The organism is Cyclobacterium salsum, assembly GCF_010119245.1.
Lineage (GTDB): Bacteria > Bacteroidota > Bacteroidia > Cytophagales > Cyclobacteriaceae > Cyclobacterium > Cyclobacterium salsum.
This window is the reverse complement of record NZ_WNKG01000004.1, coordinates 92,608-116,406: the sequence shown is the minus strand read 5'-3', so window position 1 is coordinate 116,406 and position 23,799 is coordinate 92,608. Positions and strand designations below refer to the sequence as shown.

The 23,799-nt window shown below is 45.4% G+C and carries 23 protein-coding genes; 16 read left to right on the top strand and 7 right to left on the bottom strand.

The window, feature by feature from the left end:
- Positions 1 to 235: 235 nt before the first annotated feature.
- Genes GJS45_RS07800 through GJS45_RS07790 form a run of 3 tightly spaced genes read left to right on the top strand, consistent with a single transcriptional unit; the run spans position 236 to position 3,081 of the window.
- Positions 236 to 784: an RNA polymerase sigma factor gene (locus GJS45_RS07800; protein ID WP_162340919.1), complete on the top strand. Its 549-nt coding sequence runs from the start codon at positions 236 to 238 to the stop codon at positions 782 to 784.
- Positions 765 to 2,093, top strand: coding sequence for an outer membrane beta-barrel protein (locus GJS45_RS07795; RefSeq protein ID WP_162340918.1), 1,329 nt, complete (start codon positions 765 to 767; stop codon positions 2,091 to 2,093). The genes GJS45_RS07800 and GJS45_RS07795 overlap by 20 nt, the downstream gene beginning before the upstream one ends.
- 28 nt (positions 2,094 to 2,121) lie before the next feature.
- A complete protein-coding gene (locus GJS45_RS07790) occupies positions 2,122 to 3,081 on the top strand; it encodes an FKBP-type peptidyl-prolyl cis-trans isomerase (RefSeq protein ID WP_162340917.1) in 960 nt (319 codons plus the stop codon).
- Positions 3,082 to 3,136: 55 nt separating this feature from the next.
- Here the strand turns inward: GJS45_RS07790 and GJS45_RS07785 are convergent, their stop codons facing one another.
- From GJS45_RS07785 to GJS45_RS07770, 4 genes are all read right to left on the bottom strand, one after another.
- Positions 3,137 to 3,595, bottom strand: a complete 459-nt coding sequence (locus tag GJS45_RS07785; protein ID WP_162340916.1) for a hypothetical protein — start codon at positions 3,593 to 3,595, stop codon at positions 3,137 to 3,139.
- A complete protein-coding gene (locus GJS45_RS07780; RefSeq protein WP_162341190.1) occupies positions 3,592 to 4,518 on the bottom strand; it encodes a calcium/sodium antiporter in 927 nt (308 codons plus the stop codon). The genes GJS45_RS07785 and GJS45_RS07780 overlap by 4 nt, the downstream gene beginning before the upstream one ends.
- A 14-nt stretch (positions 4,519 to 4,532) precedes the next feature.
- The gene (gene upp, locus GJS45_RS07775) at positions 4,533 to 5,183 is read right to left on the bottom strand and encodes a uracil phosphoribosyltransferase (RefSeq protein WP_162340915.1); all 651 of its coding nucleotides are present in this window, start codon (positions 5,181 to 5,183) and stop codon (positions 4,533 to 4,535) included.
- Positions 5,184 to 5,253: 70 nt separating this feature from the next.
- Complete coding sequence (locus GJS45_RS07770; RefSeq protein WP_162340914.1) at positions 5,254 to 6,528, bottom strand: OmpA family protein; 1,275 nt, start codon at positions 6,526 to 6,528, stop codon at positions 5,254 to 5,256.
- Between the two features lie 182 nt (positions 6,529 to 6,710).
- Here GJS45_RS07770 and GJS45_RS07765 point away from each other — a divergent pair, with 182 nt between their 5' ends.
- The 11 genes from GJS45_RS07765 to GJS45_RS07715 all read left to right on the top strand — a co-directional run bounded on the left by GJS45_RS07765 (position 6,711) and on the right by GJS45_RS07715 (position 17,806).
- Positions 6,711 to 7,622 (top strand): aminopeptidase, encoded by a 912-nt coding sequence (locus GJS45_RS07765; protein WP_317165095.1) that lies wholly within the window; start codon positions 6,711 to 6,713, stop codon positions 7,620 to 7,622.
- 73 nt (positions 7,623 to 7,695) lie between these two features.
- Positions 7,696 to 8,229, top strand: a complete 534-nt coding sequence (gene hpt / locus GJS45_RS07760; protein WP_162340912.1) for a hypoxanthine phosphoribosyltransferase — start codon at positions 7,696 to 7,698, stop codon at positions 8,227 to 8,229.
- A 26-nt stretch (positions 8,230 to 8,255) separates the two neighbouring features.
- Complete coding sequence (locus tag GJS45_RS07755; protein WP_162340911.1) at positions 8,256 to 8,828, top strand: adenylate kinase; 573 nt, start codon at positions 8,256 to 8,258, stop codon at positions 8,826 to 8,828.
- A gap of 119 nt (positions 8,829 to 8,947) precedes the next feature.
- Positions 8,948 to 9,937, top strand: coding sequence for a GTPase ObgE (gene obgE, locus GJS45_RS07750; protein WP_162340910.1), 990 nt, complete (start codon positions 8,948 to 8,950; stop codon positions 9,935 to 9,937).
- Positions 9,938 to 10,018: 81 nt separating this feature from the next.
- Positions 10,019 to 10,606 (top strand): nucleotide exchange factor GrpE, encoded by a 588-nt coding sequence (locus GJS45_RS07745; RefSeq protein WP_162340909.1) that lies wholly within the window; start codon positions 10,019 to 10,021, stop codon positions 10,604 to 10,606.
- A gap of 6 nt (positions 10,607 to 10,612) precedes the next feature.
- On the top strand, positions 10,613 to 11,722 hold the full coding sequence (gene dnaJ, locus GJS45_RS07740; RefSeq protein ID WP_162340908.1) for a molecular chaperone DnaJ: 1,110 nt from the start codon (positions 10,613 to 10,615) through the stop codon (positions 11,720 to 11,722).
- 72 nt (positions 11,723 to 11,794) lie between these two features.
- Positions 11,795 to 12,682, top strand: a complete 888-nt coding sequence (locus tag GJS45_RS07735) for a hypothetical protein (protein WP_162340907.1) — start codon at positions 11,795 to 11,797, stop codon at positions 12,680 to 12,682.
- A gap of 54 nt (positions 12,683 to 12,736) precedes the next feature.
- On the top strand, positions 12,737 to 13,639 hold the full coding sequence (locus tag GJS45_RS07730; protein ID WP_162340906.1) for an ABC transporter ATP-binding protein: 903 nt from the start codon (positions 12,737 to 12,739) through the stop codon (positions 13,637 to 13,639).
- Positions 13,629 to 14,942 (top strand): ABC transporter permease, encoded by a 1,314-nt coding sequence (locus tag GJS45_RS07725; RefSeq protein ID WP_162340905.1) that lies wholly within the window; start codon positions 13,629 to 13,631, stop codon positions 14,940 to 14,942. The genes GJS45_RS07730 and GJS45_RS07725 overlap by 11 nt, the downstream gene beginning before the upstream one ends.
- Before the next feature lie 130 nt (positions 14,943 to 15,072).
- Positions 15,073 to 16,275 carry a sensor histidine kinase gene (locus tag GJS45_RS07720; RefSeq protein WP_162340904.1) on the top strand — a complete coding sequence of 401 codons (1,203 nt, stop codon included), beginning with the start codon at positions 15,073 to 15,075 and terminating at the stop codon, positions 16,273 to 16,275.
- 22 nt (positions 16,276 to 16,297) lie between these two features.
- Positions 16,298 to 17,806, top strand: coding sequence for a glycoside hydrolase family 32 protein (locus GJS45_RS07715; protein ID WP_162340903.1), 1,509 nt, complete (start codon positions 16,298 to 16,300; stop codon positions 17,804 to 17,806).
- Between the two features lie 598 nt (positions 17,807 to 18,404).
- Here GJS45_RS07715 and pruA read toward each other — a convergent pair.
- From pruA to GJS45_RS07700, 3 genes are all read right to left on the bottom strand, one after another.
- The gene (gene pruA / locus GJS45_RS07710; protein WP_162340902.1) at positions 18,405 to 20,036 is read right to left on the bottom strand and encodes an L-glutamate gamma-semialdehyde dehydrogenase; all 1,632 of its coding nucleotides are present in this window, start codon (positions 20,034 to 20,036) and stop codon (positions 18,405 to 18,407) included.
- Between the two features lie 76 nt (positions 20,037 to 20,112).
- A complete protein-coding gene (locus GJS45_RS07705; protein WP_162340901.1) occupies positions 20,113 to 20,808 on the bottom strand; it encodes a YjjG family noncanonical pyrimidine nucleotidase in 696 nt (231 codons plus the stop codon).
- A gap of 6 nt (positions 20,809 to 20,814) precedes the next feature.
- Positions 20,815 to 21,198: an ArsR/SmtB family transcription factor gene (locus tag GJS45_RS07700; protein ID WP_162340900.1), complete on the bottom strand. Its 384-nt coding sequence runs from the start codon at positions 21,196 to 21,198 to the stop codon at positions 20,815 to 20,817.
- A gap of 183 nt (positions 21,199 to 21,381) precedes the next feature.
- Between GJS45_RS07700 and GJS45_RS07695 the strand changes: the two genes are divergently transcribed.
- Positions 21,382 to 21,990 carry a carboxypeptidase-like regulatory domain-containing protein gene (locus GJS45_RS07695; protein ID WP_235954691.1) on the top strand — a complete coding sequence of 203 codons (609 nt, stop codon included), beginning with the start codon at positions 21,382 to 21,384 and terminating at the stop codon, positions 21,988 to 21,990.
- 123 nt (positions 21,991 to 22,113) lie between these two features.
- A complete protein-coding gene (pafA, locus tag GJS45_RS07690; protein ID WP_162340898.1) occupies positions 22,114 to 23,754 on the top strand; it encodes an alkaline phosphatase PafA in 1,641 nt (546 codons plus the stop codon).
- The last annotated feature ends 45 nt before the right edge of the window (positions 23,755 to 23,799 follow it).

The window sequence follows — 23,799 nt, the reverse complement described above, 5'->3', positions numbered from 1 at the left end:
AAAATAATCAGATTATACCAACAAACAAAAGGTAGCCTGTCCGAAACCGTTATCCAGGCCTTAAACGAAGATAGGGTATGGTATTAACGGAAGGTTTGAGGAGCAGGTTTAGGTATCAAAAACGCCATGGCCGCTCCTGGCAATGCGACTAGGAAAAAAAATATTCGGGATATTGTAGCGTTTCCGGCACGGTTTCCGTCTGGAGGACGAACCCATTCATATTAAAGAGAGGCTTTTGGAGAAAGACCTTATACAAGAAGCGCAGAAACGAGATAGAAAATCGTTGGAAAGGCTTTACAGGCACTTTTATGGCTATGCTATGAGCATTGCGCTGAGGTATTCCGGGAGCAGGGAGGAAGCGTGTGAAATCGTAAATGATAGTTTTATGAAAGCATTTGACAAGTTGGATCAGTTTTCGTTGGAAAACTCATTTAAAGGATGGTTTCGCAGAATTATCATCAATACCTCTGTGGACTACTACCGAAAAAATCTCAAACACTATTCGGCCATGGATATTGATAAGGCAGGAGCAGAAACCTGTGATCCCGGGGTAATCGAGGAGCTGTCCAGGGAAGATATCCTACGGTCTTTGGGCGAACTGCCGGAGACATTGCGACTGGTTTTCAACATGTATGAAATCGAAGGGTACAAACACCATGAAATTGGAGAAAAACTTGGGATTCCCGCCAGCACCTGTAGAACATATCTGGCGAGGGCCAAAGAAAAATTACGAGAAAAAATTATTGCAATCAATCAAATAAAAAATGAAGGAGCAGTTCGATAAGAAACTGGTGGAGAAAATAAAAGCCTCCTTCAGCACGTATGAGGAGCCTTTTGACCCTGCGGAATGGGAAAGATTTTCCGATGCCTACTTCAGACCAAAGAAGAAAGGCTGGATGGTTTTTTGGCCATTTTTTGGAGCAGGGATTGCGGCTAGTTTGCTTTTTTTCTTCATTTATTTTCCGGAACAGGAAAAAATTGATGAGAAAGTTCGGTCTTTAACGGACACCATTACCATTGAGAATCCTGCCTTTTCAGAGAAAGGCAACCTCGCTACTCAGGATTCCGGAAAATTCCGGGAACTGGAAGGTATTCCGGAGAATTCTATAAATTCAGGAAATTGGGAGGAATCCATTACCCTGCAGGACCGGGAACCCCGCAACTACGAAAAAGGTACTAATAGACGGCCTTCGGAGCAAGTAGCAAAGGTAGCGGCAGACGGAAGGAATTTTTGGGCGACCGCCCTAGCTGAAACCTGGGATGGGTTTCAGAAGGCAGTAACCCAAAAAGTCGATTCTAATTTTCTTTCCGGGGAAACTTCCGACCCCAGGGAAATGACATCCCTGTCAGAGGCGGATGCGGAGCGAATGATAGAAGCATGGAAAGCAGAGGAGAAAGAACCGGAATCCCAAACTGGGTCCAATGAATCCAGGGCTTTTAAAGTGGGGCTAATGGTAAGTCCTCAATCCAACTCCAATCCGGTATCCGGAATGAATCTGGGAGCCGGGCTGATGTCCGAAATATCGCTGAGCCGAAAGTTGAAGCTGGATGTGGGCCTGGCCTATGCTAACCAAAGCGTTTCGCAGCAAAGCCTGCAGCCACTGGCCCAAGAATCCGCATCTCCAAGCTTTGATATGAGAGCCAACAGCAATATAGTTGATACCGATTACCAGCTAAATTTTGCTTCGCTTGATATTCCGATTAACCTAAAATATAAGGTGTTTGACCGGAAACAGACAGGCATTTATTTGATCACCGGTTTATCCAGTATGGTTTACCTGGAACAGAATACGGTGGAAACCTATGAAGCGCAATCCTTGTTTTCAGCTAATAGTCTTAGTGGAACACTTGAATACGCCCCAAACACACAGAAATTCAGCAACGTTATTACACCAGCGGCTGGGAACCGGGGTGCCGACCTGGCCGGATTATTAAACATCTCTTTTGGATACGAATACCAATTGAATGACGAGTTTTATTTTTCCCTGGAACCTTTTTATAAAGTACCATTGAGTAATCTTACGTTCGCAGATCAGCAATTTTCCATTGGGGGCGTGAACCTACGCATGAATTTTAACCTTAAGAATAAATAAACCATATTATTAAATTAGCTATTTTACCATGATTTTATCCAACAGATTCGGCTGGTCAGTAGGCCTGGCCGCCGTTTTAATGACCTCTTGTATTGAAGAAACCGAAACAGACCTGGACCGGGCCATTACCAGAGACAACCTCGTGATGGAAGAATACATTACTTCCAATAATATCGACGCCACCAAGGCTCAGTCTGGTTTCTACTATGAAAAAACGCAGGAAAACCCCGATGCTCCTCAGTTTGTAAATGCAGATTATATTGGGATATACTACGAAATCAGAACCATTGACGGGCAACTGATTGATTCCTATCTGGATGAATCAAAGGAGCCCAGGTTTTTTCGGTACAGTCAGGACGGGCTTTGGCCCATTGCGATTACCTATGCTGCCGGACTGGCCAGGGAAGGTGAAGAAATGATGTTATACACTCCTTCCTATCTGGCCTTTGGTAATTACAGTTACCAGCAGTTGATTTTGCCCGCCTCGAACCTGGTAATCCAATTGAAGTTTGATAAAAAGTACACCGAAGAAGAACTTCAACAAAGAGAGGTTGACATGATTCAGGCGTACATTGAGGAAAATGAATTGGAGGGGTTTGAAGAAGTGGCAGAGGGTGTTTATTTCAGGTCTGTGGAACCGGGGGATGACTCAAAATCTGAATCCAAGCTGGGAAGTAATGTATCGGTAGATTTTGAGATGTTTGAATTAGGGGCAACCGAACCCGTTTTTGAATCGTATACCTCCAATCAGCCTACCACTATTTCAATCGGAAATTCGGGCTTGACTTTCTTAAATGAGGGGTTTAATGGAGTGTTGCCGGAAGAGAAAGTAGAGGTAATGGCTACCTCATTTGCCGCTTATGACAATTCTATTCAGATCCTTCCGGAAGAAATCAGAGAGGACCTGATCGAAAAGGGAGAGCAGATAGATCTGGTAAAGCCCTTTACTCCGGTTTGGTTTAAAGCGGAAGTTTTGGCCGTACAATGATAAAAAAACAATAAAATAGTTTAGGCGGGCTTTTTGGTTTTAAAGTCCGCTTTTTTTAGGTCCACATTTTTTTTAGAAAAGGTATTTCAAGTAATTTATCAATGCTTATTCCAAATAGAATAGCCCAAAAGAGGGAGCTGATGAGCATGGCGAACAGGATTTTTTTTTTGTCGATACCAAAAGACGTGAGCACCACTGTTCCTCCGATAGGAGTCAAAATGACCGGTGTTAGGAATGCGATGCCCCAAACCCCGAATTTATGCCAGACCTTTATGATACTCCGGGTTTTTTTGGAAAATGTTTTTGATTTCTTTCGAGTAATTAAAACCCAATTTTTTTTGAACCACTCTCCTAAAAACGAAAAAAGCACCACAGATGTCATCATTCCGGAAACGGTAACCGCCACGATCTCCCATAACCCAAACCCCGCTGCATAACCTAACAGGGGTCCCGCGATAAATTTAAACAGGCAGAGAAAATATATGCCCAAGAAAGTAATCAGGTATTCACTCATGCCACCAGCAGGTATACGTACACCAGGTACCCCAAAATTAAGAAGACTCCATTTAGCCGGGAAATAATGTAGTTTATACGCATAATGGGCAGCAGGAGAATCGTAAACCCGAGCATCCAAATAAAATCCGAAGAGATAAAATTGGGAGTGACAGCGATGGGCTTGAGCACGGCGGTAAAACCTATGATGGAAAATACATTCATGATGTTACTCCCCAGAATGTTTCCCAGGGCCATTGCCGTTTCCTTTTTTAGCGCTGCAAGGACAGACGTAACCAGCTCAGGAAGGCTTGTTCCAATGGCAATAATGGTCACCCCAATGATCCGTTCGCTGACTCCCAGGGCCTGCGCAATAGAGGTGGCATTGCCTACCACCAGGTCCGAACCAAAATACAGACCCGCTGCACCGCCCAGCAATTGAATGATAGCGAGCCAAACCGGCTGTTTTTTCATTTGTTCTGCATCCTCTTCAGAAAATTCCACCCGCTCGATGCTTTTGAAGAAATACCAATTTAGGGATACAAAGCAAATCAATAATACGACACCCTCGGTAAAGGAAATGAGGCCATTCAAGGCAAAAACAAAAAAGAGCAATGAGCTGAATAACGTAAATGGGTAGTCCAGCTTTAAGGTAGATTTTTCGATATAGATCGGATAAATTACAGCACTTATTCCTAACACGAGTGTGATGTTTGAAATGTTACTTCCTACCACATTACCGATAGCTATGTCACTAGCCCCTCTAAGTGCTGCCGTGATACTTACCAATAATTCAGGTGCAGAGGTACCAAACGCTACGATGGTAAGCCCGATTAATCCAGGACTCAACCCGAGGCGGGAGGCCACTGAGGAAGCGCCATCCACTAAAAATTTCCCCCCAAGTAACAGGACTAGCAGACCAATTGCCAATAGTAAGTAACTCATGTTCTGAAATTCCATTAAAGTTTAGGACCAAAAGCAAGATCTCCTGCATCTCCCAGTCCGGGAATAATATAAGATTGTGAATTTAACTTTTCATCCAAAGCAACCGTCCAGAACCGATGCGGGAGGCCAAGGTTCTGTTTAATGTAGGCGACACCTTCCGGAGCGGCAATGACACTTGCAATCTCAATTTGCTTCGGGGTTCCATTTGCGACGAGGTGTTGGATGCTTTTAACAAAGGATTTTCCTGTCGCAAGCATGGGGTCTACGATGATCACGGTTCGGTCCTGCAGGGATGGAGCAGCCAGGTAATTTAAACTAATCTCTATGGCTTCATTTTTTTCATCATTCTCTACGCGGTAGGCACCCACAAACCCACTTTCAGCCTTATCAAAAAAATTGAGGACTCCCTGATAAAATGGGACGGCGGCTCGGAGAATGGAAATAATGACCGGCTGTTCGGTCAGTAAATCCGTTTGAATGTCACCAAAGGGCCCCGAAATGACGCGCTTTTTGTAAGGAAGTGTTTTAGAAATCTCATAGGCGAGGATCTCACCTAGTCGTTCCATATTTTTTCTAAATCGCATCCGATCTTTTTGGACCGAAGCATCCCTTAGCTCCGCCAGGTAATGATTGGCAATTGAGTTTTGATTGTTTAAAATATGCATGCTGAAACAAATTAAAACAAAAAAACCCGATCTATTAAGATCGGGTTTCATTATTTAGTTGATTTCGTGCTTATTTGATCTCAAAACTTACTCGTCTTGCCATTTGTCGGGCATCTGCAGATGATTTGTCTACGCTGGTATCCTCACCATAGCCTTTGTAAGTCAATCTAGATTCAGAAATTCCGGAGGCGATTAGTAAGTCATATACCGACTTGGCTCTCCTTTCAGAAAGTTTGATGTTGTAATCTTCAGGGCCTAACTCATCTGCATATCCTTTAAGCTCTACCTGTACGCCAGGGTTTCGCTTCATGAAGTTCGACACATAATGAGCGGAAGATGCAGAATATCCAAGTGGCTTGGCACTGTCGAATGCAAAGTATACGTTTACGTAGCCATCATTGATTGCCTTAGCCAGGTAGTCGATCTCCTCTGTATCATCAGGAGCGCAACCGTCTAAAGAAGCAGGACCTGGTACGAATGGACACTTATCTACATGATCAGGGATACCATCACCATCAGAATCCATGGTTGCACCATGAGAGTCTACCCTTGCTCCAGCTGGAGTGTTAGGCTCTTTATCCAGGTAATCCGGAACACCGTCTCCATCAGAATCCTTCAACATATCCTTGATCTCGCCAATCTGCGTAGCTAGCTCTTCTTTAGTAGCATATTTACTGTCTCTAAGATACCAGTCTGCATGAGAAGCATTGCTACCCAGGTAGAAAGTTAAACCTACAGTTCCTGTCCACCAAACAGAATTCGCACCATAGTATCCATTTTCAGAGGCGGGATTGATCGAAGAAGCACCATCAAAGGCCACGTCTTGTCTTCCTGCCACGATGTTGGAAATATCGCCATTAAGTGCAATGCGGTCGCTCAGGCGAACTTGTAGGGTCATTCCAGAGATAATATTGTACTGATTATCCTGAAAATCAGCCCACTGATTTTCTTGGGGAGTTAATCTTCCGATTCCCCCGCCAAAGTGCCCCAATAGGTTGAACGTTTGAGAAAAGGTTTCCCAATTCATTATTCTTCCGAGATTGGCTACTCCTTGTAGGTTTATTCGATAATAGTTGGAAGAAAAATCAGGTGTATCGCTAGCGCTACTAAAGCTACCGAAACCAAAATCAAGTTTGGTTCCAAATTTTTCGTTGAACATATACCGGGCTCCCAGATCCACATGGCCCAGATTTAACGTCGGAGAATAATATCCCGGCGTCATTGGCGCCATTGGTTTATTAAACCCTCCATTTACTTCTATGGACCATTTGTTGAAGTCGTCTTGAGCATTAGCACCTAATGCTAAAGCACCAACCATTAGTGTTGATAGTATTATTTTTTTCATGATAAAAAATTTTTTACAACATTCAGTGTTTTAATTGATTTTGATTGCTACTAGTTTTTTTACTCGGTTTGTGATACAAATGTATATTAAATTATGGGAACTTTAAACATCTATCTCAATTGTTTCGATAAAAAGGATAGCAGACCCGAAATTTATAAAATATTTTAACATAAACTATGCCAATGGAAAATTTATTGAAAGAAATTCTTTATTTAAATAGCGTTTCAGGTGATGAATCCAAAATAGCATCGTATCTAATAGGACAAATTCTAAAACGAAGAAGCGCATGGAATGTTTCACCAGAACTTTTTTTTGGTCCAGATTTTCAGGATAATATCATCCTGGCTTTTGGTAATCCGCAAACCGCCGCTTTTGCGCACATGGATACAGTAGGCTTTACAAGCAGGTATGAAAACCAACTGGTTCCAGTAGGAGGTCCCGAGGTTTGGGAAGGTACCTGGTTGCAAGGGAGGGATCCGGCGGGAGACATCCGTTGCCGGCTTTGGGAAAAAGAAGGAAATCTCTTCCACGATTTCCCCAGGGGTATCCAAAGAGGTACATTATTGGCTTTTGAACAGGATATTAAGCTTTTCGGGGGGTTTATTCAAGCCGCTTATCTGGACAATAGATTGGGTATTTATGCGCTCTTGAAACTGTGCGAAACCCTGGAAAACGGATTGGTTGTATTCAGCACTTATGAGGAACATGGAGGAGGATCCATGCCTTTTCTTCTCCGGTTTATTTTTGAGAAATGGGGTATCCGGCAGGCCTTAATCGCAGACGTTACATGGGTGACGGATGGTGTTCATTTGAATGAAGGAGCCGTGATTTCACTAAGGGATAGTCACATACCTAGAAAAAGTTTTTTGGACAGGATTATTCAAAAGGCCGATGAAAGTGCTGTCCCCTACCAATTGGAGGTAGAAGCTTATGGAGGGAGCGACGGAAGGGAAATCCAGTTATCCCCCTATCCCATAGACTGGTGTTTTATAGGTGTCGCGGAAGAAAACCCGCACACCCCAGCCGAAAAAGCCGCTTTTTATGATTTGGAATGCATGGTTAAATTGTATCAATATTTAATGCAAAATTTGTAATGGATTCGAAAATGTCTTTTATTCGAAAATAAATTTTGATAGTAGCCTTGCTGCTCAGGGAAATCGTAGTTACATGATCAAAATCCACGACCTTTTTTTTAAGCCATTTATCTCTGAAGAGCAACTTGTAAATCGGGTAAACCAGTTGGCGGATGCCATAAATGAGGATTATAAGGGTAAATCACTGGTAATTTTGGCCGTTTTGAACGGTAGTTTCATGTTTATGTCTGATATTTGCAAGGCGATTGACCTTCCGATGGAGGTATCCTTTGTAAAGTTAGCCTCCTATTCGGGTACCCAAAGTACCGGAAATGTCCGTGTGTTGATGGGCTTGGATACCGATTTGGAAGGAAAGGATGTATTAATTGTAGAAGATATCGTGGATACGGGAAGAAGCATGTCTTACCTTCTGGATCTGCTTGGCAGCAGTAATCCCGCCAGTCTGGAAATAGCGAGCTTGTTTTTGAAGCCGGATGCATTAAAAGAAAGGATAGGTATCCGATATATTGGATTTGAAATCCCAGATTTATTTGTGATCGGTTATGGATTGGATTACAAAGGACAGGGCAGAAATCTTCGACAACTTTATCAAAAAACAGAATTCTAAATAATCCATTTTAAAAGAATGAACCTATGTTGAATATTGTTTTATTTGGTCCTCCCGGTGCCGGAAAGGGAACCCAAAGCGAGAAATTGATTGAAAAATATAAAATTGAACACATTTCCACCGGGGATTTATTCAGGAAGCACTTGGGTGAAGGCACGGAATTAGGGAAGTTGGCCCAAAAGTACATGAATGAAGGAAACCTTGTCCCCGATGAAGTAGTCATCGGCATGGTGGATGATAAAATCAATTCTACTGCTGACCTGACCGGGTTTATTTTTGACGGATTTCCCCGTACAGTGGCTCAGGCCAGGGCATTGGATGAATTGTTGACCAAAAAGGGAACGCGCATTTCCGGGATGGTCGCACTGGAAGTTCCGGAAGATGAACTTAAAAAGCGAATCAGAGAACGTGGAAAAACGTCCGGAAGGGCAGACGATCAGGATGAGGAGAAAATAAATAACCGGATAAAGGTATATAATGACGAAACCCTTCCAGTGGCCAACTATTATCAGGAACAGGGGAAATTAGCCAAAATAGACGGTGTCGGAGCGATCGATGAGATTTTTCAAAAAATTTGCACTGTTATAGATAATTATTAATCTGTACCTTTGTAGCATTGTTTTTGGCTAAGCTTCAGCGCTTAGCCATTTTCTTTTCCGGGCGGTTGAATGTCAATGAGCTGGAGAATGGAAAAAACGAATCGTAAATTAAAAACGAGGTGGCAGGGTCTAATTTTATTGATTATGTGAAGTTTTGTTCCCGTTCGGGTGCAGGGGGCAATGGCTCTGTGCATTTTCGTAGGGAAAAGCACGTTCCCAAGGGCGGGCCTGACGGTGGAGATGGGGGCCGTGGTGGGCATGTCATTCTTAGAGGTAATGCGCAGCTTTGGACACTGCTGCATCTCAAATATAAAAAGCATGTCATCGCAGAAAGAGGAAAGAACGGAGAAGGCGGTAGGCGGAAAGGTTCGGATGGAAAGGATATTGTTTTGGAAGTTCCGATCGGAACCGTTGCCAGAGAATCTGAATCGGGAGAAGTCAGATGTGAAATCACCGAAGATGGTCAGGAATTTATTCTTACGCCTGGAGGAAGAGGAGGCTTGGGAAATGATCATTTTAAGACGGCAACCAACCAAGCCCCGCATTATGCACAGCCTGGTGAAGATGGGGTGGAAGAATGGATTATCCTGGAATTGAAATTATTGGCAGATGTGGGACTGGTGGGGTTTCCTAATGCCGGGAAATCTACTTTATTGGCCAGCCTTTCGGCTGCCAAACCTGAAATAGCTGATTATGCCTTTACCACGCTCGTGCCCAATCTGGGCGTGGTAGATTACCGGGGAGACCAATCCTTCGTTATGGCGGATATTCCGGGAATAATCGAAGGAGCTGCCGAAGGAAAAGGCCTGGGCTTACGATTTCTTCGCCATATAGAAAGAAACTCCATTTTACTTTTTCTGGTCCCGGCAGATGCGGCACATCTGGGGGAGCAGTATCGGATTCTGGTATCGGAACTGGAACAGTACAATCCGGAGTTATTGGATAAACGGAGAATTTTGGCCATATCCAAAGCAGATTTATTGGATACCGAACTGATGAAGGCCTTGGAAGCTGAAGTTCCAAAAGGCGTTCCCCATTTGTTTATTTCCTCCGTAACCGGGTTTCAACTTCCCGAACTCAAAGACTTGATTTGGAAGTCATTGCAGTAAGCGTGTCAGATTGGCATACATAAAAAGAATGGCAAGTTAATTGTTCCATGGTAAATGGATTTTTGAAAAACAGAAATAAAAATGACAGATAGAGCGAAAGAAGATAAGGAACAAGGTCTGGAACAGACAGAAACGGCAGAAAATCCTGTTAATGAAGGAGACGTGAACCAAGAGGTGGAGAAGGAAGTTTCCAATGAGTCCGATGCGTCCGACGCGTCTGAATCAGCCAAATTGGCAAAGGAAAACCAAGAGCTGAAAGACAAATATGTCAGGTTGTATTCCGAATTTGATAATTTCCGGCGAAGGACGGCTAAGGAGCGATTGGAGTTGGTAAATACCGCCTCTCAGGACTTGATTCAAGAGATATTACCCGTCCTGGACGATTTTGAACGATCTTTCAAGGCCGAAAATATCGCCAATGAGGAAGAACAAAAGGATGCCGGGAGTAAATTGATTTATAACAAGCTATTACGTATGCTTACCGCCAGGGGATTGAAGCCCATGGATGAATTGGTAGGTAAGGATTTTGACGCTGAATATCATGAGGCAATTACCCAAATACCTGCCCCGTCAGAAGAATTAAAAGGCAAAATTGTAGACGTGGTGGAAAAAGGCTACACACTGGCTGGTAAAGTGGTGCGTTTTGCCAAAGTGGTAATTGGAAAATAAATAGTTATGGCAAAAAGAGACTATTACGAGGTACTCGGCATATCAAAAAGCGCGAGCCCTGAAGAAATAAAAAAAGCATACAGAAAGTTGGCCATTAAACATCACCCGGATAAAAATCCGGGCGATCCCACCGCTGAAGACAAGTTTAAGGAAGCAGCGGAAGCCTACGAGGTATTGAGTAATCCGGAAAAAAGACAGCGGTACGATCAGTTTGGCCATCAGGGTGTCAGCGGAAACGGCGGATTCGGTGGCGGCGGAATGAATATGGATGACATATTCTCGCAGTTTGGAGACATTTTTGGTGGCGGTGGTTTCGACTCTTTCTTTGGAGGAGGAGGCAGAGGTTCGCAGAGAACCAAGAAAGGCACCAACCTTCGTGTAAAACTCAAACTTAATCTGCGGGAGCTGGCGCATGGCGTAGAAAAGAAGATCAAAGTCAAGCGGCACATGATTGCCGATGGCGTTACTTTTAAGTCCTGTAGTACCTGCCAGGGTAGTGGCCAAATCAAAAAGGTCGTGAATACCATGCTGGGCCAAATGGTTTCTGCCAGTACTTGTCCTGCCTGCGAGGGCAGTGGCCAAACCGTGGATAAAAAACCTGCCAATGCTGACAGTAGAGGCTTGGTTATAAAGGAGGAAATCATTCCGATTAACATTCCCGGTGGTGTTGCGGATGGAATGCAACTGAGCCTGACTGGGAAAGGAAATGAAACCCCCGGAGGTGTTCCTGGCGACTTGTTGATACTCATCGAAGAGATCGCAGATGAGGTGTTGGTAAGAGATGGAAATAACGTGGTCTATGATTTATATCTAAGTTTTGTAGACGTGGCCCTGGGAGTATCGCTGGAGGTACCTACCATCGATGGTAAAGTAAAAATAAAAATCGAGCCCGGTACACAGGCAGGAAAAATCCTGCGCCTAAAAGGGAAAGGAATAAAAGAACTCAATGGATATGGCAAAGGAGATCAGTTAATCCATGTGAATGTGTGGACTCCGAAGGAGCTTACCGCAGAGGAGCGGGCAAAATTAGAATCCCTTAGAGGTTCGGAAAACTTCAGACCCAACCCTGGAAAATCCGAAAAAAGCATCTTTGATAAGGTAAAGGAGTTCTTTTGAAAGTGAACGGCCGGATATCGGTCCTTTTTATTTCTAAGAAACCTTTTGGAAGCCCAATCGTATTAATTCCGTATGTTTAAGGGATTGATTGTAGCGATAAGTTTGGTCACTTGCCTGATCATTTCCACAGAGGGACAGATTGTGAGGCATTTTGAGGTGAAAGAAAGGGAAGGAATCAACCTTGTTAACCTTACCTTCTCCAGTTACAAAGGGGTTTCCACGATCCAAAGAGGGTATGCTGGCATGCCTTTTCAAGCAAATGCGGAATTAGGAAAAGTAAATATTTTGCCATCCTTTTCCCACCATTTTGCGGAGGGTATTCTATATGCAGCATTGGAACACAAAAATGTCGAATCCGAAAGCCTGAGCAAAAACCTTTCGTATCGACTATTTTCCAGTAGTGATGATGATTTCGATCACGTATGGAACGTAGGATTGGATGCCAGTTTTTTATACGATCTGCAACTTCATTTTGGGATTGGCAAGGCCCGACTGGACTTTGCAAATCTACCGATTTCCAACTGCGTGATAAAAACCGCTTCCGCGGATGTGTACCTGGCCTATTCCAGGCCAATACCCAATTCGGTAGCCATGGATACCCTGGCCGTAGGCATTAATATGGGTTCGCTGTATGCCGAGGACCTGCAGCTATCAAACGCCAGGTTATTGCTGCTTGACATCAACTATGGCTCCTTAAATCTTTCTTTTGGGGATGCCATGGCCGGACCTACCACGGTGAACGCAATGGTGGGAGCAGGGTCCGTGAATATCAAACTTCCTTCCCGGAATCTCCCTTATTTAGTAAAGATCAAATCTACTGCCATGTGCAGAACCAATGTACCAGGACACCTCAAGGAAATCGGAGAAAAAACCTATGTAAGCCAGGGATATCAGGCAGATGCCAAAAACCTCATGACCTTTTTGATAGACGTTTCCGTGGGATCTGTATCTTTGGAATGAAAACAGGAGAAGGCCTGTGTCCGGGCTGATTTGTATCGTTAAAAAAGATTTTAGTTGGAGTTATTAAGTGTTCGTTCTTTAAATAAATCCTATGGGGCCCATGTGGCACTCAGAGACTTCGACCTGTCGGTAGGGCAAGGGCTCATTTTTGGACTTTTAGGTCCGAATGGTGCCGGAAAAACGACCCTCATTCGAATCGTCAATCAAATCATCGAACAGGATTCTGGACAGATCCTGATAAAAGGACAACCGCTAAAAATGCGGCACGTGCGGAATATCGGGTATTTGCCTGAGGAAAGAGGGCTCTATAAAGCCATGAAAGTCAAAGAGCAATTGCTCTATTTTGGCCAAATCAAAGGGCTTAAAAAGCAGGATGCGAAGGAACGGATAACCGCCTGGCTGGACAAACTGGACCTGAGTAGGTGGAAAGAAAATAGAATCCAGGATCTTTCCAAAGGAATGGCCCAGAAGGTGCAATTTATCGCTACCGTACTTCATCAACCCGATCTGCTGATTTTAGACGAGCCCTTTTCGGGTTTTGATCCCGTGAATGCCGAAATCATAAAAAATGAGATTCTGGAATTAAAACGGCAGGGAACGACCATTATTTTTTCCACCCATCGCATGGAGTCGGTGGAATTGCTATGTGACCATATTGCCCTGATAAACCAGGCACAAAAAATCCTGGACGGTCCGGTCAAGACCATAAAAAATGAATCCAAAACCAACCGGTTCCGGGTGAAAATGATTCGAAATGAGGATGGGAATGCGGTTCCCTGGGGAAATATGGAACAGAAAGAAGGGTATGAGGAATTTACCACGGACCTGAATGGACGCCAACCAAACACCCTGCTTACCGAACTTATGGAATACGGTGAAATACTGGGATTCGAAGAGATTATCCCCAGCATTGAAGAAATTTTCATCCAAAAAGTAAACGAGAGCCATGTCAGGTAAGATTTTTCTAGTGATCAAAAGAGAATATCTGGCCAGGGTGAAAAAAAGATCCTTTTTACTGGCTACCCTGATTACTCCGCTAATTTTCCCCACAATATTGGGGCTCTTTCTTTGGATAGCCCTGTCGGATACTTCGACAGAGACCCGTAAATTGATCGAAGTGGTGGATGAAAACAACGCTTATTTTCTGGAGAGTAACGAAATGTACACCTTTTCCTATGGCGAGCTGAGTCCTGAGGAAGCTAAAAACCTGGTGCAGGAAGGGAAGCGCTTTGGTTTTCTGTACGTTCCCGAGTTGAACCTGGAAAGGCCTCAGGGCATTACTTTTTACAGTGAAGAAACCCCGGCGCTCTCCATGATCAGTAGCCTGGAAGCTTCCCTAAAACAAAAAATTGAAGAGTTTCGGCTTTTTGCATCCGGTATCGACCCGGCGGTCTTGTCTTCGCTAAAGACCAATGTTAATATTCAATCCGTCATCGTAGGGGAACCGGGAGGGGAACGGGTTTCCAATTCCGTCGTCAATTATGCCGTCGGCTTTATAGCCGGGATTTTGATTTACACGTTTATCTTTGTCTATGGAAATCAAATTATGCAAGGCGTCATCGAAGAAAAGTCCAGCCGGATTATCGAAATCCTGGTGTCCTCCCTCAAACCATTCCAACTAATGATGGGTAAAATCCTGGGGATTGGAGCGGTTGGCTTGACCCAGTTTTTGATCTGGATTGTGCTGATCAGTGCCATTTCTTCCCTGGTAATGGGCTATTTTGGAATGACCATGCCTCAGCAGCAAATGCTGGAAATGTCCGGGCAGCAGGAGCTTTTTCCCGATACTGGGCAAGAAGGTCTGATGGAAATGGTCCAACTGGTACAGGGTATCGATTTTTTTCAATTGACGCTTACGTTTCTGATTTATTTTATCGGAGGATACATGTTGTATGGTGCGTTCTTTGCCGCCATTGGTGCAGCAGTGGATAGTCCCTCGGATGCCCAGCAATTTATGTTTCCGGTGACCATCCCCCTTTTGATCGCCTATATGGGCTTGTTTATTTTTGTTTTGGACGATCCAAATAGCCGCGTGTCTTATTGGCTTTCCATTATTCCGTTTACCTCTCCCGTCGCGATGATGGGAAGGGTTAGCTTTGGCGTACCCTGGCATCAACTTGCCCTTTCGATTGGGCTACTAGTGGCGGGATTTCTCTCCACCACCTGGATGGCCGGCAAAATTTACCGTATTGGTATCCTGGTGCATGGTACCAAGGTGGGATACAAAGTGTTATGGAAGTGGCTTAAGGATAATGGGTAAAGCCCCGGATTTGTAGGCCTTTGGGTAATACATCCTTTCCCAGGTATTTTTTTGGTTTTGCAGGCAATAATGAGGGAGATCTATTGTTTCTGTTAATGAACTTCTTTAAGTTGGGACACACGTTTAATTAATGAAGAACAAATTTCAAGACCTGACCTCACTGGACCTTTACCAAAACAGGGGAAAAGTTAAATGGGGGGTATTCGCCTTCTCCATCATCATTGGATTGGGCTCCATCTACTATACCAATACCCTGGTAGAAGAACTCAAAATAAGAGAGAAACGGCAGGTAGATTTGTATGCGGAAGCGCTGGAGTACGCCTCGTTAAATTCCGATAACCTTACCTTTATTTTTCAGGTAATCATTCAGGAAAATAAGTCCATACCCGTCATCACCGTCAATGCCGAAGGCGAACCCATTGAATATAAAAATGTTCACTTCAGGAAAAATAGTACGGAGGAGGAAAAAAGGGATCAGCTGCTGGAAGAATTGGCAGCGATGAAGGACCTTTATGAACCGATTCGCCTGTCGGACGATGCTTTTATTTTTTACCGAAATTCTGACCTGCTTACCCGCTTGCAATACTACCCCTATGTACAGTTATCCGTTATTTTGGTCTTTGGGGTACTGGCCTATGCCTTTTTTAACCAAAGCAAAGTAGCCGAACAAAACCGGCTTTGGGCCGGACTGACCAAGGAAACGGCTCATCAGCTGGGTACGCCCCTGGCCTCCCTGATGGCCTGGGTCGATTACCTGAAAAATTCCCCGGTTTTTGAGGAAAACCAGGAAGTAATCACGGAACTGGAAAAGGATACCCGGAAGCTAAGCATGGTCACCGAACGATTTAGCAATATCGGAAGCACCCCGGTCATCAAACCCGAAAATGTATACGGCGTAGTTGCAGATGCTATCAATTATCTTCGACCACGGATTTCCAGTAAGGTTAGCATTGATCTTAATTCCCACGCGGAAAATATTTACGCACAGATGAATCGCTCCCTGTTCGAATGGGTAATCGAGAATATTTGTAAAAATGCAGTAGATGCCATGAAAGGGCAAGGAGCTATTCGGATAAACATCGTGAAGGAAAGCGAAAAATATGTCTTTATTGATATCAGCGATACCGGGAAGGGCATGGAAAAGAAAATGTTCACCAAGGTATTTAATCCGGGCTTCACCACGCGTCAACGTGGCTGGGGGCTGGGACTCACCCTGGCCAAACGGATCATTGAAGGATACCATAGCGGAAGGATTTTTGTCAATGCGTCCGAATTGGGCAAAGGCACTACCTTTCGGATCGTATTGCTCGGTGTGAGGGATTCGGAAGAATGAGCCAACAGAAAATAAATAACCAATGAATCAACTGGTAAAACATATCGCAATTGCCTCGGCCTTATTTTTGGTCTTTTCTTGCCAAAACGATCAGTCGGAAACGGTTTCCGAATCTTCCGGGAACACCTATCAGGAGCCACACCGGCCCCAATTTCACTTCAGTCCGAAAGCCAACTGGATGAATGATCCCAACGGCATGGTGTATTTCGAAGGGGAATACCACTTATTCTATCAATACTATCCGGATAGCACCGTTTGGGGACCCATGCATTGGGGCCATGCGGTAAGCACGGATCTGGTTCATTGGGAGCACCTTCCTGTAGCGCTTGAGCCGGATGAATTGGGATGGATATTTTCAGGGTCAGCAGTTTTTGACGCTGAAAATACCAGCGGCCTGGGTACGGAGGATAACCCGCCGCTGGTAGCCATTTACACCTACCACGATCCGGTAGGAGCCGATGCCGGCCGGGATGATTTTCAGACGCAAGGGATCGCCTTTAGCCTGGACAAGGGCAGGACCTGGAAAAAATATGAGGATAACCCCGTTTTAGCCAATCCCGGGATACGGGATTTTCGAGATCCAAAGGTGAGTAAAATTCAGGTAGAGGGTCGGGATAAATGGATGATGTCCCTGGCAGTAAAGGATAAGATTAGTTTTTATTCCTCTGAAGACCTGCTCCAATGGACACATGAAAGCGACTTCAATCCTCCCTGGGCAGCCTATGGAGGTGTTTGGGAATGCCCCGATCTGTTTCCCTTGACGACTCCTGATGGTCAGGAAAAATGGGTGTTACTGGTAAGTATCAATCCGGGAGGACCGAGTGGAGGCTCCGCTACGCAATATTTCATTGGAGATTTTGACGGACAAACCTTTTCCACCGATCAAAACGAAATACAATGGCTGGACTACGGGGCCGATAATTATGCCGGCGTGACCTGGTCCAATATTCCCGCCTCAGACGAAAGAACGCTGTTTATTGGATGGATGAGTAACTGGCTTTATGCCAATGTAGTACCTACCGAAGTATGGCGATCGGCCACTACCCTTCCCCGGGAGTTATTTCTTTGGGGCAAATCACCGGAATGGCACCTCGCTTCCCGGCCGGTAAAAGAATTGGAAAAATTGCGAAAAAGCAGCCATGAGATCTCCGGAGATACTATTTTATTGGAGGAGGAATTGGTCGAACTCGTACTGACTCCTGATGAGGAAACTTTTAGAATCGTTTTCAATAATTCTGAAGGGGAACAGGTAATTCTGGAAAAAGCGGATGGGATGCTGATACTGGACAGGACACAATCAGGTTTGGTGGATTTTAACGTACGTTTTCCAGCTCGACACCAGGCACCGCTGGGGGAACTAACGGTTCAGCGTATCCGTATTTATCTGGACCGGTCTTCCATCGAGGTATTTATCAATGAGGGCGAATTGGTGATGACGGATCTGCTGTTTCCACAGCATAGGTATACACAAATCGAACTGAAGGGCTTTGCTGACGAAAATCGGTTGCACTACCTGCAGTCCATTTGGTAACCAGCGTTCGTTAATAAAATAGTAACCTAAGTACGATCTATGTTCCGTAAAAAGGTTCAACCCCGTCCGGGGTTGGAGGTTCGTTTTTGGTAGCTTTCCGCGGGTTGCACCCACAGTTATTGTTGTTCAGGCCCTTCAGGCCTGGAGTCTTTATGGGAATTAAAAACGACCATGAAAGGTATCTAGAAAGATTAATCCAAATTGAGCCCAATCAAACGCAATGAAGTCCCAAATCACTTCCCAAGAAACAAGCTCCTATTCAACTCCGAAGCCTGCAGGGCTTCAACAATAATAATCCCGGGCGAAACCCGGGGTTTATGAGCCAATCTATCTTTCCAGCAACCCCAAAGTGGGTTGAACATTAGCCCGGAACCAAATACACAACCGTTCAAAAAAACCAATTTCCGAAACAAATGGGTTATCACCTGAAAGGGCAATCACCTGGGCATCCATCCCAATCTCCTCTTCATTGACACCGCCTTAGATAAAGAGTCGCAGAGGGGGTAAAGATTAGCATTTACCGTAAGGGAATACTAGTAGATTTCACGCAGCGCCCGCCACGTATCCGCTGCGGTCGCCACGTGAACTAATTCTTTTATTATTCTCCCAGAAAGGGATAACGATAGTCAGTTGCACTAACAAAGGTTTCCTTGATGGTTCGGGGGGAAACCCAGCGCAGCAGGTTGACCATGGAGCCTGCCTTATCGTTGGTGCCGGAAGCCCTGGCGCCTCCAAACGGCTGTTGCCCTACTACGGCACCGGTAGGTTTGTCATTAATGTAGAAATTCCCGGCGGCATGACGGAGTTTGGTGGTGGCCAGTTCGATGGCGTAGCGATCCCGCGAAAACACCGCTCCGGTAAGGGCATAAGGAGAGGTCTGATCCACCAGCTCAAGGGCTTCTTCAAAATGATCCCCCTGATACACGTAAATGGTCAATACGGGACCGAAAATCTCCTCGACCATGGTTTTATACAGCGGATCCTGTACCAGTAGTACAGTAGGCTCTATAAAGTAACCCTTTGACTTGTCATGATTTCCACCGGCAATCAGCTCCACATGGGGCGATTTTTTAGCTTCTTCAATGTAACCGCTAATTTTGTCGAAGGCTTTTTCGTCAATGACTGCATTGATGAAATTCCCGAAATCTTCCGTTCCTCCCATTTTCATGGACTTCAGGTCGGCTGTTAAAAAGCCCTTTACATCTTCCCACAAGTTAGCCGGAATGTAGGCACGGGAAGCGGCACTGCATTTTTGTCCCTGGTATTCAAAGGCTCCCCGGCTGAGTGCTGTGGCGACTGCCTTCGGATCGGCCGATTTGTGGGCGATGACAAAGTCCTTTCCGCCGGTCTCCCCAACGATCCTCGGGTAAGACTTGTAGCGGGAGATGTTTTGCCCGATGGTTTTCCATAGATGCTGAAATACGCCGGTGGAGCCGGTAAAATGCAAGCCTGCAAAATCGGGATGCGAAAAGATCACTTCTCCGGCATCCGGTCCATCCACATAGATCAGATTAATGACACCATCCGGGACGCCTGCTTCCTTAAATACCTGCATCAACACATTCGCAGCATAAATCTGTGTATGCGCCGGTTTCCAAATGACGGTATTGCCCATCATGGCGGGTGCCGTTGGCAGGTTACCGGCAATCGCCGTGAAATTAAAGGGCGTAATGGCAAATACAAACCCTTCCAGCGGCCGGTGTTCGGTACGGTTCCACACGCCATCACTGCTGATTGGGGGCTGCTGCGCGTAGATTTCGCTCATAAATTTCACGTTGAACCGTAAAAAATCGATCAGCTCGCAAGCGGCATCGATTTCTGCCTGGAAGGCATTTTTGGATTGCCCCAGCATGGTGGCGGCATTGATCTTGTCCCGGTAGGGGCCCGAAAGCAAATCGGCTGCTTTTAGAAAAATGGCTGCCCGTTGCTCCCATTGCATGTTTTCCCAGGCATGTTTGGCACCAAGTGCAGCATTAACCGCCTGGGTAACATGGCCCTTGTCTCCTACATGATAATGTCCCAACAGGTGTCCATGATCATGTGGGGGGTGAATGGGTTGTGTACTCTCGGTCCGGAGTTCTTCGCTTCCGATATACATGGGAATGTCGGCAACCTGAGACCGGGCAGTATGGATAGCTTCCTGAAGGGAAGTTCGTTCTGCGGATCCCGGAGCATAGTTCTTAACGGTTTCATTGGTCGGTTCGGGTACGGTAAAAAAGCCTTTAAGCATAAAATGTAAATGTTTTGTTAAAAGAAATGGTTTTATCAGGATTTCGTTTTATAAACGAACTGCTCCGGCGCAGGGTTCACAGGAAGTCTTTTAGTTCTGATAAGTGGCGAATGGTAAAAGTGGCCGGAACCGGGCTTTGGATATTTCCGGGGTTAAAGTGGACCTGGTCGATAGCTGCGTTTTTTGCTCCTTGTATGTCCGAATTGGGATTATCGCCAATCATCAGGCATTCCTCAGAAATAGTGCCAATTTCCCGTAGCGTATGGGCAAATATCCGTTGATCGGGTTTCCGGAATCCGGAACTTTCGGAGGTAACAATTACCTTGAAATGCCTTTCGAGGTCAGAGGCCTTTAATTTGGCATATTGGCTCTCGTTAAATCCATTGGTGACAATGTGTAGGTCGTATTTTTCCCCCAGGTATTGCAGGATTTCGATGGCCTGGTCCATTACTTTTGCTTTGGAAGAGGTAAGGCTGATAAAATCATCTTCCAGGGATTTGGGTATTTGGGAAGTAGCTAGCCGGGCTTTGGTAAAAACCTTCTGAAACCGGATGGCCCTTAGCTGGTCTCTGTCTACCTGCCCGCTGTTAAACTGATCCCAAAGTTCGAGATTGGTGGCCTGGAAGGCATGAAAAAATACTTCGAAGCTTGATCCCCCCAGATCGGCCAGTCGGTGCTGCGTATACAATTCAGTAAGGGAATCTCTGACATTGCTGTCGTAGTCCCATAGGGTATGATCCAGGTCAAAAAGAAGGTGTCGGTAGGCTTTCATGGAAAGTTACTTTCGGTACAGGTTGTTTTCAATTTTATTTTTGGCCAATTCCCGGTTGGAGTAAAGGATATCGTAAATTTCCTGATCCCGCAATAAGTTTTGGTCCTTTTGGATAAATTTCAGGATCTGCCCTAGGATTTCCTGCGCTTCTTCCAAAATATAGTAGAAAGTCCATTGGTCGTTTTTTCTACTTCCTATTAAACCCGCATGTTTTAAATAAGTTACGTGACGGCTTGTTTTCGTCTGCGTAAAATCCAGTATGTGTTCCAGGTCAGAAATACACAATTCCTTATTTTGAATCAATAAATGGAGGATTCGTACCCTCGACTCCTCTGAAAGGGCCTTGAAGACACGCATCCCATAGTTTAAACTTATGTTTTTTAGCCGCATTTAATTAACTTTAACAAATTAAACGGATTGAAGTTAATGAATTCAGGGGTTTTTCTCTTATTATCGTAAAAACATTGACTTTGTTACTAAACAGGCCTGGTTTCTTCTCGTTGTGTATAGAAGCAGGCTAACGGAAAAATGAATCACGTGAAACCATCCATAAAAATACTCTTTCTATTACTAATAGCTTACGTAGGAGTAACCTTACAAGCTCAGGCTCAGGATGACCCGGATCAGAAAGTGGTACAACTTTCGGGAGTCATTCTTAATGCGGATAGCACCATTGCCATTCCCGGGGTGAACATCTACGTGCCCAAAAAGGGCAGGGGTACCAGTAGTAATCGATTTGGGTATTTTTCCATGCCGGTGTTGGCCGGAGATAGTGTGGTGTTTTCCTTTATCGGCCTGAAACGGCAGACCATCTCCATTCCTGAGAACATCGAAGAGGATAAAGTAAGTTACATCCTGACCATGGTGGAGGATGAAATTGCCTTGCAGGAAGTACAGGTGATGCCGTATCCTACGGAAGAGGAATTTAAAAATGCCATTCTGGCCGTGAACGTAGACGCAGAACCACCCCTCAACCGGGGCAACCTGAGTCCGCAATTGCTTCTGCGCTGGGCGGAAGAAATGCCCGCATCCGGCAATGAGAATTTCCGGCAATTTACTAACCAGCAGACCCAGCAAACCCTGGATCGGTACGGGCCAAGACCCCTGCCCCTGCTTAATCCCTTTGCCTGGGCCCAATTTATCAAATCCATCAAAAACGGAGACCTGAAAAACAGGGATTGATTCCGACAAAGCTTTGAATCACTTTCCGTCCGTTAATCCAAATTTTTGGAATTGCAGCACCTTTTATGCATTTCTTGAAGGGGCAATCCGGTATATTTGCGCAAATCAGAAACCAATAGCATTATGAAAAAAATAGTTGTTCTGGGATTATTGATCCTTTCTCAAGTGGGGTTTGCCCAGGAAGAGAAATCAGGTTCTTTGCAACGACCCAAACTGGTCGTAGGGATCGTGGTGGATCAAATGCGTCAGGAATATTTTTACCGCTACCAGGACAGGTTTGTGGAAAACGGGTTTAAGCGTCTGTTGAAATCCGGCTTTGTGATGGAAAACGGACATTATAATTATATTCCTACCTACACCGGACCGGGGCATGCCTCTGTCTACTCCGGGACTACCCCGGCCACGCATGGAATTATCGGTAATAACTGGTATGTAAGGTCATTAGGGCGGTCCATCTATTGCGCCGAAGACAGTACCGTTACAGGAGTGGCCGGCACCGCTTCAAGCGGCGAGATTTCCCCGCGAAACCTATTGAGCAGTACCATTACGGACGAGCTCATGTTTGCCACCGGGAAGCGGTCGAAAGTGGTTGGGATCGCCATTAAGGATCGAGGGGCGGCCTTGCCGGCTGGACACATGGGGGATGCCTACTGGTACGATGCCAAAACCGGGGAATTCATGACGTCCACCTATTACTACGGTGCCTTGCCGGATTGGGCCAAGGCGTTTAACGACAGAAAATTACCTCAGAAATATTTGTCCCAAACCTGGGAACCACTATTTCCGGTAGAAACCTATGTGCAGGGGGCAGCGGATGACAATGTGTTTGAATCCCCCTTCATTGGCATGGAAACACCTACTTTTCCCTATGATCTGCCCGCTTTGACGGAGGACAATGGAGGACTGGGCCTGATAAGCACCACTCCCTTTGGCAATACCCTCACCCTGGACCTGGCCTATGCCGCTCTGGAAGGGGAGCAATTGGGAAAAAGGGGAGAGACGGACTTTCTGGCGATGAGTTTTTCTTCTACCGATTATATCGGACACCGGTTTGGCCCCTCTTCGGTAGAGGTGGAGGACAATTACCTACGCCTGGACCGGGAATTGGCGGAATTTTTTGATTACCTGGACCGGGAGATCGGCGAGGGCGAATACCTGGTGTTTTTGACGGCAGACCATGGCGTGGCGGATGTGGTCAGTTACATGCAGAGCGAACGAGTGGCCGCGGGAAGCCTGGATACGCGTTTTGTGCTAACCCAATTAAAAGGATTTACCAATCAGCAATTCGGAGAGGGAGACTGGATTTCCAATTACTCCAACGAGCAGGTATTCTTAAACCGGGAGCTGGCCAAAGAGAAAGGCCTGGTGCTGGCCGACATGCAAAAGGAAGTGGCCGATTTCCTGCTGCGCTTTGACGGGATCAAGGAAACCTATACGGCGGAGGACTTGAAGCGATTGGAATACAACCATGGAAGAAAGCATTTGCTACAGATGGGCTTCAACCACAAGGCTTCCGGGGATGTGCTGGTCATATTGGAACCGGCCTGGCTGACCAATTCCGTCCGGGGCACCACCCATGGCACCGGCTATACCTACGATACGCATGTGCCGATTGTATTTTACGGTTGGGGTGTTCCGGCCGGAAGCAGCAGCCGCTATGCCACCATTACCGATATTGCACCTACGCTGGCCATGCTGCTAAAAACCAGGCTTCCCAATGGAGCTTCCGGTCAGCCGATTGGCGAGATAGTGGATTCGAAATGATTGGTTATAAGGGGAGTTTGCTTTCGAGATTTCCTTATGGCTGAA

Excerpts from the sequence above, each read along its gene's own strand:
- GJS45_RS07795 (WP_162340918.1), top strand. The coding sequence starts at position 765 with ATGAAGGAGCAGTTCGATAAGAAACTGGTGGAGAAAATAAAAGCCTCC.
- GJS45_RS07790 (WP_162340917.1), top strand. The coding sequence starts at position 2,122 with ATGATTTTATCCAACAGATTCGGCTGGTCAGTAGGCCTGGCCGCCGTT.
- GJS45_RS07785 (WP_162340916.1), bottom strand. The coding sequence starts at position 3,595 with ATGAGTGAATACCTGATTACTTTCTTGGGCATATATTTTCTCTGCCTG.
- GJS45_RS07780 (WP_162341190.1), bottom strand. The coding sequence starts at position 4,518 with ATGAGTTACTTACTATTGGCAATTGGTCTGCTAGTCCTGTTACTTGGG.
- upp (WP_162340915.1), bottom strand. The coding sequence starts at position 5,183 with ATGCATATTTTAAACAATCAAAACTCAATTGCCAATCATTACCTGGCG.
- GJS45_RS07770 (WP_162340914.1), bottom strand. The coding sequence starts at position 6,528 with ATGAAAAAAATAATACTATCAACACTAATGGTTGGTGCTTTAGCATTA.
- GJS45_RS07765 (WP_317165095.1), top strand. The coding sequence starts at position 6,711 with ATGGAAAATTTATTGAAAGAAATTCTTTATTTAAATAGCGTTTCAGGT.
- hpt (WP_162340912.1), top strand. The coding sequence starts at position 7,696 with ATGATCAAAATCCACGACCTTTTTTTTAAGCCATTTATCTCTGAAGAG.
- GJS45_RS07755 (WP_162340911.1), top strand. The coding sequence starts at position 8,256 with ATGTTGAATATTGTTTTATTTGGTCCTCCCGGTGCCGGAAAGGGAACC.
- GJS45_RS07745 (WP_162340909.1), top strand. The coding sequence starts at position 10,019 with ATGACAGATAGAGCGAAAGAAGATAAGGAACAAGGTCTGGAACAGACA.
- dnaJ (WP_162340908.1), top strand. The coding sequence starts at position 10,613 with ATGGCAAAAAGAGACTATTACGAGGTACTCGGCATATCAAAAAGCGCG.
- GJS45_RS07735 (WP_162340907.1), top strand. The coding sequence starts at position 11,795 with ATGTTTAAGGGATTGATTGTAGCGATAAGTTTGGTCACTTGCCTGATC.
- GJS45_RS07725 (WP_162340905.1), top strand. The coding sequence starts at position 13,629 with ATGTCAGGTAAGATTTTTCTAGTGATCAAAAGAGAATATCTGGCCAGG.
- GJS45_RS07720 (WP_162340904.1), top strand. The coding sequence starts at position 15,073 with ATGAAGAACAAATTTCAAGACCTGACCTCACTGGACCTTTACCAAAAC.
- GJS45_RS07715 (WP_162340903.1), top strand. The coding sequence starts at position 16,298 with ATGAATCAACTGGTAAAACATATCGCAATTGCCTCGGCCTTATTTTTG.
- pruA (WP_162340902.1), bottom strand. The coding sequence starts at position 20,036 with ATGCTTAAAGGCTTTTTTACCGTACCCGAACCGACCAATGAAACCGTT.
- GJS45_RS07705 (WP_162340901.1), bottom strand. The coding sequence starts at position 20,808 with ATGAAAGCCTACCGACACCTTCTTTTTGACCTGGATCATACCCTATGG.
- GJS45_RS07700 (WP_162340900.1), bottom strand. The coding sequence starts at position 21,198 with ATGCGGCTAAAAAACATAAGTTTAAACTATGGGATGCGTGTCTTCAAG.
- pafA (WP_162340898.1), top strand. The coding sequence starts at position 22,114 with ATGAAAAAAATAGTTGTTCTGGGATTATTGATCCTTTCTCAAGTGGGG.